The organism is Sodalis sp. (in: enterobacteria) (assembly GCF_051710625.1).
GTDB lineage: Bacteria > Pseudomonadota > Gammaproteobacteria > Enterobacterales > Enterobacteriaceae > JBPESN01.
In genome coordinates, this window is record NZ_JBPESN010000065.1 from 1 (window position 1) to 12697 (window position 12697).

Consider the following 12697-nt stretch of genomic DNA (forward strand, 5'->3'; position numbering starts at 1 on the left):
CGGGCTACATAAGCTTCAGCGAAGCAGCTCATGAAATTACCGACTATATCGTGGGATATTACAGCGCACTCAGGCCGCATGAATATAACGGTGGGTTGCCACCAAACGAATCAGAAAATAGATACTGAAAAAATTCTAACGCGGTGGCCAGTTTTAGTTGACCACTACACTATTTCCCGCCAATCCGCGGGACAGGCAAAAACCCGTTAACATGAGGCTTATCGCAACGTGGCTCAATTCGTCTACACCATGGACCGCGTCGGCAAAATCGTTCCGCCGAAACGGCATATCCTGAAAAATATTTCGCTGAGTTTTTTCCCCGGCGCCAAAATCGGCGTGCTGGGTCTCAACGGCGCGGGGAAATCGACGCTGCTGCGTATCATGGCCGGCATCGACACCGATATCGAAGGCGAGGCGCGGCCTCAGCCGGGCATCAATATCGGTTACCTGCCCCAGGAGCCCCGGTTCGATAATGAAAAAACCGTGCGCGAAGAGATCGAAACCGCCGTGGCGGACGTCAAGCAGGCGCTGTCCCGTCTGGACGCGGTGTACGCCGCATATGCCGAGCCGGACGCCGACTTTGATAAACTGGCGAAGGAGCAGGTGGCGCTGGAAGCCATCATCCAGGCCCACGACGGTCATAATCTGGATAACCAGCTGGAACGTGCCGCCGACGCGCTGCGTCTACTGCCCTGGGATGCCAAAATCGGCACCTTGTCCGGCGGTGAGCGCCGGCGGGTAGCGATTTGCCGGTTGTTGCTGGAAAAACCCGATATGCTGCTGCTCGACGAACCCACTAACCATCTGGACGCCGAATCCGTCGCCTGGCTTGAACGTTTCCTGCACGACTATGAAGGCACCGTGGTGGCGATTACCCATGACTGCTATTTCCTGGATAACGTCGCCGGCTGGATCCTGGAGCTGGATCGCGGTGAGGGGATCACCTGGGAAGGGAATTACTCATCCTGGCTTGAGCAAAAGGAACAGCGCCTGGCGCAGGAGGCCTCATCCGAGGCGGCGCGCCGCAAGTCCATCAAAAAGGAACTGGAGTGGGTACGCTCGAACGTGAAAGGCCGCCAGTCGAAAGGGAAAGCCCGCCTGGCGAGTTTTGAAGAACTCAATAATGTCGATTACCAAAAACGCAACAAGACTAGCGAATTGTTTATCCCACCCGGTCCCCGTCTGGGTGACAAAGTGCTGGAAGTCAGTCAGCTGCGCAAATCCTACGGCGACCGACTACTGATCGACGATTTGTCTTTCTCCCTGCCTAAAAGGGCGATTGTCGGCATCATCGGCCCCAACGGCGCCGGTAAATCCACGCTGTTCCGGCTATTATCGGGCAAGGAGCAGCCGGACAGCGGCAGCATCACCACGCTGGGGGATACGGTACAGCTGGCCTCGGTGGACCAGTTCCGCGACAGTATGGATAACAGTAAAACCGTGTGGGAGGAGATCTCCGGCGGCCAGGATATTATGCGCATCGGTAATTTTGAGCTGCCAAGCCGCGCCTACGTCGGTCGTTTCAACTTCAGAGGCGTGGATCAGAGGAAACGGATTGGTTGGTGAGTTGTCCGGCGGCGAACGCGGCCGCGTGCACCTGGCCAAGTTGCTACAGGTGGGTGGCAATATGCTGTTGCTCGATGAGCCGACCAACGATCTGGATGTGGAAACGCTGCGCGCGCTGGAAAATGCCCTGCTGGAGTTCCCCGGTTGCGCCATGGTTATCTCCCATGACCGCTGGTTCCTCGATCGCATTGCGACGCACATTATCGATTATCAGGACGAAGGTAATATCGAGTTCTTTGAAGGCAACTTCACCGAATACGAAGAGTACAAGAAGCGGACGTTGGGGGCGGAAGCGCTACAACCGTACCGTATCAAATACAAAAAAATGGCCTAACGATCAGCCCATTGTGACGGCGCCGGCGGGCGCCGTTTTTGTTTACCCCTACCCCCGGGGTTTGCTCCTGCACCGCGGGTTCAATCCTGCGCCGGGCGTTTGCCCACGGTGCCGACGTTTGGCCCTGTGCCGAACGTTTATACGTTTACGCCTGCGGCGGCGCTCCCCCAGCAGCTCTTTCACCAGGGTAATGTACAGTAAAAAGCGCTGATCGTAATCCGCCACATCGACGCGCACGTAAGGAATCTGATTGACGTGCAGCAACCTCCTCCAGCAAGCGCTGAAACGCATCACGGTCTGTTGGCGCGCCGAGACTGCGCAAACCATCGGCGACCCAGGGAGTATTGTTTTTCAGCAAGATCACTGAATCAAAGCGGTATTCGTCGATCATAGCCTGTACAAAGGGATGTTCCCGGCCGTGATATTTTTTGCAAAGCGCCTGGCTGGTGACAAAATCCGTATCGATAAAGGTCACTTTATTGGCATATTTCACTGCGAAATCAATAAATTGAGCCTTACCCAACGCAATTTTATCGTAATCGGAATATTGCAGCGCCATTTCGTCGCCGCCGAGGTGGGTAAACACGTAATCCCGGCCGTATTCCCGGGCGCTGGTAGTATTGAAGATATTGGCCAGCTTATTAACCATGGTGGACTTGCCGCTGGACTCGCCGCCAATCAGCGCGACGGTGCGGACAAAGAAGGGTTTGACTTTCGTCGGAATATACTCCCAATAGCGAAAGGGATCCTGACAGATTTGCTGTCCGCTGATGGACATAAAGGAACGATCCGGATCGATAATCACGGTTTCAATCCCCAAATGTTCACGATAGTGCCCAAGATCCTGTTTTTCGCTGGAGTAAATAAAATCCGCCTCGATGCCTTTATCGTCCATGAAACCCTTGGACGCCCCGGCTCCAGACATCCCAGCTGTGGGGGTAAGGCTCCATTCCCTGTTCATTAAAAGCATAAATACGAATATTCTTCTGATACTTGAAGGTTTGCAACAGCCAGCGCAGCCTGTCGCTGAGGGTGGGCTGCTGGGACATGGCGCTGTCCTCGAACAGCCGCAGGGCGCGCTGATCGTCGTAGTTGAGGATCACATGCAGCTCATCAACCTGACTACAGGCCCGCTGAATTAAGTAGATATGGCCGGTGTGCAGCGGATAAAATTTGCCGAAGATCACCCCGACCGTTTTTTGCCGGCGGGGGAACTCCAGCCCGAGGAAACGGTGGATGGCTTCGAGCGTATGGGCGCTCGGACTTTTGATTTTGGCGTTCAGCAGCTGGCTAAGGTAACCTTTTTGGTTACGCCGCAGGCGTCCGCCACCTGTTGTAGGGTGCATCTTTGCTGTTTAATGGCGCTTTTCAAATAGTTGAACGACGACATACCTTCCTCAACGTCAGAGTTCTTCCAGTATCGCCAGCGGCGCATCGGCCAGCTTTTTTACGCCGAAAAGCTGCATATTTTTCCGGCGCCTTTTTCGGCACATTGGCCTGAGGCACGATGGTGCGACGAAAACCATGTTTGGCGGCCTCGGTGATGCGCTCTTGTCCGCTCGGGACCGGGCTAATCTCGCCCGCCAGCCCCACTTCGCCGAAAACGATCAGATCCTTCGGCAAGGGGCGGTCGCGCAGACTGGACACCATCGCCAGCATCAACGCCAGATCGGCGCTGGTTTCGCTCACTTTCACCCCGCCGACCACGTTGACGAACACATCCTGATCCGCCATCTGCAACCCGCCGTGGCGGTGCAGCACCGCCAGCAAGATAGCCAGCCGGTTTTGCTCGAGGCTAACCGCCACCCGGCGCGGATTGGACATATCGAGTGATCCACCAGCGTCTGGATTTCCACCAACAGCGGGCAGGTGCCCTCCTCCCAGACCACCATCACGCTGCTGCCGGGCGTCATCTCCTCTCCGCGGCTTAAAAATATCACCGATGGATTGCTGACTTTGCACAAACCCTGCTCGGTCATGGCGAATACGACAAGTTCATTCACCGCGCCGAATCGGTTTTTATGGCTGCGCAGCGTGCGAAAACGGGAATCGGAATCGCCGTCCAGCATAATAGAGCAGTCGATGCAGTGCTCCAGCACTTTTGGCCACGCCAGCGTGCCGTCCTTGGTTACGTGGCCGACCATGATGATCGTTACCTCCTGGATTTTGGCGAAACACGTCAGATAGGCGGCAGATTCCCGCACCTGGGCGGACGCTGCCCGGTGAAGACTGCAGATCCGCCATGTGCATTACCTGAATCGAGCCGATGACCATCACGCGCGGTTTTTCCTGCGAAGCGGTCAAACAAATCTGTTCAATACTGGTTTCCGACAGCATGTTCAGTTCGTCGGTGGGCAGTCCGAGCCGATGCGTGCGCATCGCCCGCTCGGTCACCGCCGCCACCTCCGTGCTAACCCCGCCAATTTGGCAATCTCATCAATGCATTCGATTTGTATCGTTGTGGAGTCCATATCCATAATCAGCAGGCCCGTCCCGCGCTAATGAGGCATTTTGCCAAAGGGGGCCACATCCAGCTCGTGCTCATGGGCCAGCCGCGTGGCGCGCGCCGTCAACGACCCCGCCAGACGCACTACCTGATAATCATCAATTTGCCAGGCGGCAACCACCACCAGCGCGCGCTGATCCCGCGACAGACTCTGTTTATCCAGATTTTTGCCGTATAATAACCAACCGGTATGGCCGGTTCGGTAGTCTAGCGGCATGACTCCGTCGCCGCTTAATGACAAAGGCACGCCCGGCCAGTGCGAAATACCCTCGGGCAGATCGCAGTAGGTCAGACTATTGGGCATTTTGACTTCTGTAGGAAGATGTTCAGGCGCCGTTCTCAACACGCAACAAGCTATCCTATCGTCGACGCATCTGGCAACATAAAGCGTCTAAAAGAGAAAGGAAACCGGTGGCCCGCGCCAGATTTTCATTCCGTTTGCACCGCACGGTTATCGTGCTGATTTGCGGCGCGCTGCTGGTGGCGTTAATGCAGGGCGCGACCTATTTCAGCCTGAGCCACCAAATGGCCCGCTCGGCGCAGATGGAAGAGTTGGCGGATACGCTGATTCGCGAGGTTACCGGCGAGCTGGCGCCGCTAATGGCCGGCCGCGACGGCAATAGCGCGCCGATCAAACAGGTGCTGGATCGCTTGACGCAAAACAACCGCGTTCTCGACGCCAGCGTGTACAACATGGACGGCAGCCTGGTGGCGCGCGCCGGCGAAAACATCAGCGTACGCGACCCGCTGACTATTGGCAATCAGCGGGCGGGCAGCTTCTTCAACCGTCAGCTGGTGCGGACGATTGAAGATAACAAGGGCCCCAGCGGTTTTGTCCGCCTGACGCTGAATACTTACGTATTAGAGATCAAAGCCAAACAGGTGGACAATGCCACCAATCTGCTGCGCCTGATGATGCTGCTGGCGCTCGCCATCGGTATCATCCTGGCGCGCACGCCGCTGGGCGGAGCGACGTGAGAAAGAAAACGCCGCCGCGCGCCCCACGGACGACCTTAAGCCCTCCGCAAAGGAGGCCAGGCCCCGGACGTGCCCTGAGACGCCGACACTCCACCGACGACGACAAACCGCCTGAGACCCCCTGGGGCGGCGTTAGCACGCATCGCCCAACAAGACCGACTCCAGCGCCACTTCAATCATGTCGTTGAAGGTGGTCTGGCGATCGGCCGCGCTTAAGGCTTCACCGCTACGTATATGATCGGATACGGTGCAGATCGCCAGCGCGCGGGCGCCAAACTCCGCCGCGACGCCATAGATCCCGGCGGCTTCCATTTCCACGCCCAGAATGCCGTATTTTTCCAGGACATCGAACATCTGCGGATCCGGCGTGTAGAACAGGTCGGCGGAAAAAATATTGCCCACGCGCACCGGAATACCGGCGGCCTTGGCGGCATCTACCGCATTGCGCACCAGGTCGAAATCGGCAATGGCGGCGAAGTCATGATCTTTAAAGCGCATGCGGTTCACCTTGGAGTCGGTGCTGGCGCCTAAGCCGATAACGATATCCCGCACGTGGACGTCGCTTCTGATGGTTCCGCAGGAGCCGACGCGAATGATCTGTTTGACGCCAAAACCGGTGATTAGCTCTTTAGTATAAATCGAGCAGGACGGAATGCCCATGCCGTGCCCCATGACCGAGACCGCGCGACCTTTATAGCTACCGGTGTAGGCCAGCATGCCGCGCACCTGATTAACTTCCCGAGCATCGGCGAGGAAGGTGTTGGCAATATGCTGCGCCCGCAACGGGTCGCCCGGCATGAGCACGACCTCTGCGAAATCGCCCCTTTCAGCGTTAATATGCGGCGTTGCCATACTCTCATTCCTTTTGTGTGAATGTTAACAACTAACCGCCGGCCCGGCAGGACAGCGGCGAAATCGAATACCGGCGCCAGCGCTGAAGCCTGACGCCTCCGTGCAGGGCTTACATTATCGCCTTGCCGTAGTCCATCGGCGAGAGGCCGAAGTAGCGCGCCACCGTCTGACCAATGTCAGCGAAGGTGGTGCGATGACCGTAAAAACCCGGATTAACTGCCGGTCCGTAAATCAGAACCGGCACATGTTCACGGGTATGATCGGTCCCGTGCCAGGTGGGATCGCAGCCGTGATCGGCCGTGAGGATCAAGATATCATTGCCTTGCACCCGCGACATCAGCTCCGGTAAACGGCGATCGAACAGCTCCAACGCCGCCGCGTAGCCGGCGACATCTCGCCGGTGGCCGTAGGCGGAATCGAAGTCAACGAAATTGGTGAACACCAGCGTATTCTCCCCCGCCGCGTCCACCTCACGCACCGTCACATCAAACAAGGCGCCCAGGCCCGTGGCCTTCACCTTTTTACTAATGCCCACCTGGGCATAAATATCGGCGATTTTGCCGACCGACACCACCGTCCCGCCTTTCTCCTCCACCAGTTTTTGCAGCATGGTCGCTGCCGGCGGCGGCACCGCTAAATCGTGCCGGTTGCCGGTGCGCTCAAACTGGCCGGCTTTCTCGCCGACGAATGGCCGGGCGATGACGCGGCCGATGTTGTAACCGCCATCGGTCAGAATCTCGCGCGCAATCTCACACAACGAGTACAGGCGCTCAAGCCCGAACGTCTCTTCGTGGCAGGCTATCTGAAACACCGAATCCGCCGAGGTGTAAAAAATCGGCTTTCCGGTGCGCATATGCTCCTCCCCCAGCCGGTCAAGAATCACCGTACCAGAGGCGTGGCAATTGCCGAGAAAACCCGGTAGGCCCGCCCGGGCGACCAACGCCTCCAGGAGCTTCGGCGGAAAGCTGTTTTCCGTCGCGGGGAAATAGCCCCAGTCGAACAGCACCGGCACGCCCGCTATCTCCCAATGTCCCGACGGCGTGTCTTTGCCGGAGGAAATCTCGCTGGCATAAGCATAGGCACCGACGATTTCCGCCTGCTTATCCAGCCCCGCCGGGAAGCGTCCGGTGGATTGTTCAGCGGCTTTAGCCAGGCCAAGGCGCGTCAGATTAGGCAGCTTCAGAGGCCCCTTGCGCCCGAGATTGGCGTCGCCGCGCTCACAGCGTTCAGCGATATGCCCCAAGGTATCCGACCCGCGATCGCCGAACTTATCGGCGTCCCCTGCAGCCCCGATACCAAAAGAATCCAGCACCATGATGAATACACGTTGCATCATTGTTCTCCTGCTTGCGGCGGTATGCCGGCCCATCGGCCGCGCCATTACCGCCCTCCTTGAGGGGCGCGGCCTACGCCGTTCCCGCAATAAAAAGTCGACCGACTCACCCGGCCGCCGTCACCCGCACGCCGGGAGATACCACGCCTGCCGTTTACGTCCTATAGTAGGGGCGGCTAATCAATTGCCGCGGTGATACGGCGATAAACCACCGGTAACGCTTGTGGCGCCACGTCCCCCAGCTGGATGGCCGCGCGCGCTGCGTCCTCGCTCTGCGCCCGGCCGGCGGTAATCAGCATTTCGCTGCACAGCGCCATGGTGACCTCGAACAGCCGCGGGTTGTGTTCGTTGTTGGTGAGAAACCGGATCGCTTCGCGCACTTCCAGGGCGTTGCCGGCGCTGGAGGCCAGGACCTGATTCATATCGGTCAGCAACGCGGTCGTCCTGCAGCCCGCGCCGTTGGCAACGCCGACAATAGCCTGCGCCAGCGCTTCCGAACCTGCAAGGGTGGGCATCAGGGCGCCGGAACCTACCTTGACGTCCATCACCAGCGCATCCAGCCCTACCGCCAGCTTTTTCGCCAGAATTGAGGCGGTGATAAGCGGGATCGAATCCACCGTCGCGGTAATATCGCGAGTGGCATAAATACGCTTGTCCGCCGGCGCCAGCGAGTGGGTCTGCCCCATAATCGCCACTCCGACCTGTTTTATCTGGGCGCGGAAGGCATCGTCGTCCAGAAAAATCGCCAGCCCCGGAATGGCCTCCAGTTTATCGAGCGTGCCGCCGGTATGCCCGAGCCCGCGCCCGGAAACCATAGGTACGAAACCGCCGCAGGCGGCGATCATCGGCCCGAGCATCAGCGAGGTAACATCGCCCACGCCGCCGGTAGAATGCTTATCCACCACCGGCCCGCCCAATGCCTCACAGCGCCAGTCCAGAGTATGGCCGGAATCGCGCATCGCCAGCGGCAACGCCACACGTTCCTGCAAATTCATATCGTGGAAATAGATGCTCATCACCAGCGCGGCGTTTTGGCCCTCCGAAACGGTGTTATCGCGTACCCCATTGACGAAAAAGCGAATTTCTTCCGCGCTCAGCGGCTCACCATCCCGCTTTTTACGGATAATTTCTTGTGCCAGAAACACAGTATCCCCTCTGCAAAGCAAAGCGGGCCGCAGCCCGAAAAACGGCTTTTGCCGCCGCGGCGGCGCACCGTCACGGCTTAATACCCGTTTGCGTCAGGTTGCGCTTCCTGGCCCAGGACCGTCAGCAGACTGCCCAACAGACTGGAGGCACCGAAGCGGAAATGGCGCGCATCAGCCCAGCCCTCGCCCATAATCTCATCGGCAAGGGCCAGATAGGCCGCGGCCTCTTCGGCGGTGCGCACGCCGCCAGCTGCTTTGAACCCTACCCGTTCGGCAGCGCTTTCCTCCACGATAGTGGTTAGCATAATGCCGGCGCTTTCCAGAGTGGCGTTCACCGGCACTTTGCCGGTGGAGGTTTTGATGAAATCCGCGCCGCCCGCAATCGCCAGCTGCGACGCGCGGCGGATGAGATCCGGCCGGCGCAGTTCGCCGCTCTCGATAATCACCTTCAGTAGCACCTGCCGGGCGCGGCACACTGCGCTGGCCTCTTTCACCATTTCCAGCCCGGTGTGTTCATTGCCGGCAATAAGCGCTCGATAGGGGAATACAATATCCACTTCATCCGCACCATAGGCGATAGCGGCGCGGGTTCCAGCCAGCGCGGTTTCCAGGCAGTCATTGCCGTGGGGAAAATTGGTCACGGTAGCGATACATACCGCCGTGCTGCCTTGAGCGTCAAGCGTCTGGCGAGCAATGGGAATGAAACGCGGATAAAGACACACCGCCGCGGTGTCGCCCACGGGCGTGTGCGCCTGGCGGCAAAGGGCGATGACCTTTTCATCGGTATCGTCATCGTTCAGGGTGGTCAGGTCCATGAGGCCCAGCGCGCGCTGGGCCACAAGGGTTAATTGATTCATTGTACTCTCCAACTTACCGTTTTTCGCCGTGGCGCGAATCTGCAAACAGCGCGCGGAACAAGCTAGTGTTCACGCGCAACGAGGTTGGCGAGCGGACTTGGTTCCATAAAAGAGCTACCCGCCGGCCATGCAGACCGCGGGCGTCAGAGTTCCCTCTCGCCGCGCCGTTATTTAGTGCACGGGGCATTGTGCTCTCCCCGTATTGCGCTGACGCTATTTTTTCATATTTAGGTGAAATAAGCTGCTGCATTATCGCGTTTTATGCGCCACAACACGAAAATCATGCTGCAACCGCACTGCCGCGTCGTGCGCCGGGCCAACACGTACCCGCGCTGCCGTGGATGACCCGTTTTATTATGCCGCGCCGGGGCCGCGCGCCGGCAGTCCAAACAGACGCAAACTATTTTGATACAGCGTATCGGCAATCACCACCGGTGGCTCGGGGCGCAGTTTGCACAGCGCTGCAAACGTCTGGCGGATGCGCTCCGGCCGGTTAGGCTGCCCCTGGTGACCGGACAACGGCATATCAGGCGCATCGGTCTCCAGCAGCAGACATGTCAACGGCAGTCGGGCCATGACGTCACGGGTTTTGCTGGCACGGGGATAGGTAATGGTTCCACCGACGCCGAGATAATAGCCCAGCCGAACAAACATCTCCGCCTGCTGATAGCTGCCTGCAAAACCATGCACCACGCCCGTCCGCGGCACGGTCAGGGTCTGCAACAGCTTGGCCAGCCGGTCGTGGGTACGGCGGGAGTGCAGTATCACCGGCAAATCGTAGCGCGCCGTCAATGACGATAGCTGACGCGGCAGTTGCGGCTGCGGCATATAAGTATCCAGACCGATTTCCCCGACTGCCGCAAGGGTGGCGTGATGCCGGTGCAGCTGCGGCTGTAGTTGGTCGACATCCTCATCCAGATGCCGGTCGATGGCGATGGGATGCAGAGCGAGCGTGGCATGCACATCGGGTAACGTTGCGCCAGCGCCAGCACGCCTGCGAATCTTTCTGCCGCCACAAACGGCACCAGAATGCGCTCAACCCCCCCCCCCCGCCGCCGCCAGTTGTAAACTTTGCTGCTTCTGGCCTGAAAACGGCGGGAAATCAAAATGATAATGGGTATCGATAAAGCGCGGTTGGTGCATTGGCCCCCTGTTTTCAGCGGCGTTTTAACAGCCGCCCTGACCTTTCCTTTTACAGCTTATAACATAACGCATCGCCCGCGGTGACAAAACGCCAGCCGGCGCGGAAAATCAACGAGCCAGCCCCCCCTATATTGTTAAGGGACGCAATACCAGCGGTTACGCTTGCTGATAACGGCAGGGCAGTAGGGAGGAGATAGGGCATCTGAGTACGGCGCCAGAAAATCTGGGTAAGGCGGTAGAGTAGAGAGAAACGCATGGCCGCTACCCGTAGGGTAAACATGATTGCCGGTGGCTGAATGACAAAATGTTAAACATCGCGACGGTGGCTTAATGCCAGGACTTATTGGGGTGAGAAGAGTTTGCCTTCATTGCTTTACCGTAATCTCCCTGTAAAACGCCGGAGAGGTAGTCATTGCTTCCCGCAACCCAGGCACAGCCGCTGTCAAACCACTCTGCCCACAATAACCACATCTGGATTTTCCATTGTTTCCATTTGCCAACCACGATGTCGCTATTCATAAGCCTTTCCGTAAACCGTTTAGAAGTACTGGCCCGAAGGGCAGTCTGGTTTCACAGGCAACACTACCTGCAGCGACGACCGGTGAACAAGCTTATCAGGAACAGGATAATACCCACGACGAATACGATTTTCGCGGCCCAGGCTGCTGTACCTGGCAGACCACCAAACCCTAATGCAGCTGCAATCAAGGCAATAACCAGAAAAATAATGCCCCAACGAAACATAAGCCTCTCCTTACTCGAATGATGGAATGACAACTTTTGTGTACCCGGGGAAGAAGAAGCGGTTCCCTCATCCTCTTACTTTACCGGCTATTTTAGATCCTTTAACCGCCAACACACCGCGGTTACCTTTCCCTCGCGTTACACCTTATTGGCCGGAGGTGAGATCGTTTTTAACGCTCTTCACGCCATCAACCGCCTTGGCAACGCTTTCTGCACGGGTTATCTGCGCAGCATTTTCGACTTTACCGCTTAACTGCACGATACCGTCGGTAGTTTCAACCTTAATCATGCGCGACGGTACGCTTTTATCCGCCAGGAATTTTGCCTTCACTTCACTGGTGATCGCCGCGTCGCTAGCGTAGGTCTTAACCGAAGTGTTATTGGCTTCTTTAACATGCAGTTTGTCGCTAACGAATTTTACGCCTTTGACATTACGAGCAGAGGCGACCGCTTTTTCCGCCTGGCTCTAGTTCGCGACAAAACCGCTCAGCGTAACGACGCCTTGATTGGTCTCGACGGAAATATCGTTGCTATTGACGGCATCATTGCCCAGGAGCGCGCTTTTCACTTTTGCGGTAATGGCGCTGTCGCCCATGTACCCCGACGCTGATTTCATGGAGCTATCGATTTTCTGCCCCGTGGTATTGGCCGCAGATTTGGCATCCTGCGTCACGGAAGTGTCCGCCATTGCGGTTGCGCCGGCCAGGACTAAACCCAGTACGATAGCCGTAAGCGATTGTGCAATCTTGGTCTTATTCATCGATGTTTTCCTTTTATTATTCCACCCAATGCCTGGGCGATGCGCCACAACTGTAGCTTGAATAATCTGCCGCCGCGTAATAAGCCGGTCAGGCATTCAACAATTTCCGCGTCCTGCAACCTTGCAGTGACCTTCATTAAAAAAATATGTGGGGTGGCAATCATTTCTGGACTCTTAAGTTAAACGATGGGTTAGCCGGAAGCCATTTAATGGCGCGGCTTACAGAAATTTTACAGATTCTGGACTCGTCGCAAAAAAATGAGCAAAAAATGATTTTTTTGCACTAAATTCTGGACTCGAATGACTGTGGTTTGAGCAGATTTAAAGGTAGTATAAACACCTTTTGGGCATCCATTAGATATATGTAAATTAGGTTAAAAAATATTAGTAAATCATAAAAATAATGAAATGAGATAGATAATGGCCTAATCTTTATTTAGGCCGCTCCACTTTTCTTACAGTTTAAGCTTGCCACATCT

General features: G+C 57.0%; 6 protein-coding genes and 9 pseudogenes. 3 read left to right on the plus strand and 12 right to left on the minus strand.

Annotated features, from left to right (window positions below; all coding sequences use genetic code 11):
* A pseudogene (locus ACTBDU_RS13230) lies at nt 1-128 on the plus strand (IS3 family transposase); the annotation flags it as partial.
* Between the two features lie 100 nt (nt 129-228).
* Nucleotides 229-1900: pseudogene (gene ettA, locus ACTBDU_RS13235) on the plus strand (energy-dependent translational throttle protein EttA).
* A 48-nt stretch (nt 1901-1948) separates the two neighbouring features.
* Here the strand turns inward: ettA and nadR are convergent.
* The 3 pseudogenes from nadR to ACTBDU_RS13250 all read right to left on the minus strand — a co-directional run.
* A pseudogene (gene nadR / locus ACTBDU_RS13240) lies at nt 1949-3290 on the minus strand (multifunctional transcriptional regulator/nicotinamide-nucleotide adenylyltransferase/ribosylnicotinamide kinase NadR).
* A 13-nt stretch (nt 3291-3303) separates the two neighbouring features.
* Nucleotides 3304-4282 (minus strand): annotated as a pseudogene (gene radA / locus ACTBDU_RS13245) (DNA repair protein RadA); the annotation flags it as partial.
* Nucleotides 4274-4710 (minus strand): annotated as a pseudogene (locus ACTBDU_RS13250) (DUF5609 domain-containing protein); the annotation flags it as partial. The pseudogenes radA and ACTBDU_RS13250, both read right to left, overlap by 9 nt.
* 107 nt (nt 4711-4817) lie before the next feature.
* Between ACTBDU_RS13250 and ACTBDU_RS13255 the strand changes: the two are divergent.
* Nucleotides 4818-5375, plus strand: a pseudogene (locus ACTBDU_RS13255) (AhpA/YtjB family protein); the annotation flags it as partial.
* 141 nt (nt 5376-5516) lie between these two features.
* Here ACTBDU_RS13255 and deoD read toward each other — a convergent pair.
* From deoD to ACTBDU_RS13300, 9 genes and pseudogenes are all read right to left on the minus strand, one after another.
* The gene (gene deoD / locus ACTBDU_RS13260; RefSeq protein WP_438806779.1) at nt 5517-6236 is read right to left on the minus strand and encodes a purine-nucleoside phosphorylase; all 720 of its coding nucleotides are present in this window, start codon (nt 6234-6236) and stop codon (nt 5517-5519) included.
* Nucleotides 6237-6345: 109 nt separating this feature from the next.
* A complete protein-coding gene (gene deoB / locus ACTBDU_RS13265) occupies nt 6346-7569 on the minus strand; it encodes a phosphopentomutase (protein WP_438806784.1) in 1224 nt (407 codons plus the stop codon).
* Nucleotides 7570-7811: 242 nt separating this feature from the next.
* Nucleotides 7812-8714: pseudogene (locus ACTBDU_RS13270) on the minus strand (thymidine phosphorylase); the annotation flags it as partial.
* A gap of 77 nt (nt 8715-8791) precedes the next feature.
* Nucleotides 8792-9571 carry a deoxyribose-phosphate aldolase gene (deoC, locus tag ACTBDU_RS13275; protein ID WP_438806780.1) on the minus strand — a complete coding sequence of 260 codons (780 nt, stop codon included), beginning with the start codon at nt 9569-9571 and terminating at the stop codon, nt 8792-8794.
* A 354-nt stretch (nt 9572-9925) separates the two neighbouring features.
* Nucleotides 9926-10714, minus strand: a pseudogene (locus ACTBDU_RS13280) (TatD family hydrolase).
* Nucleotides 10715-11041: 327 nt separating this feature from the next.
* Nucleotides 11042-11233: a CsbD family protein gene (locus ACTBDU_RS13285; RefSeq protein ID WP_438806781.1), complete on the minus strand. Its 192-nt coding sequence runs from the start codon at nt 11231-11233 to the stop codon at nt 11042-11044.
* Nucleotides 11234-11296: 63 nt separating this feature from the next.
* Nucleotides 11297-11458 (minus strand): DUF1328 domain-containing protein, encoded by a 162-nt coding sequence (locus ACTBDU_RS13290; protein ID WP_438806782.1) that lies wholly within the window; start codon nt 11456-11458, stop codon nt 11297-11299.
* A gap of 145 nt (nt 11459-11603) precedes the next feature.
* A pseudogene (gene osmY, locus ACTBDU_RS13295) lies at nt 11604-12218 on the minus strand (molecular chaperone OsmY).
* Nucleotides 12215-12382, minus strand: coding sequence for a hypothetical protein (locus ACTBDU_RS13300; RefSeq protein ID WP_438806783.1), 168 nt, complete (start codon nt 12380-12382; stop codon nt 12215-12217). Before ACTBDU_RS13300 ends, osmY begins: the two are co-directional and overlap by 4 nt.
* Nucleotides 12383-12697: the final 315 nt, after the last annotated feature.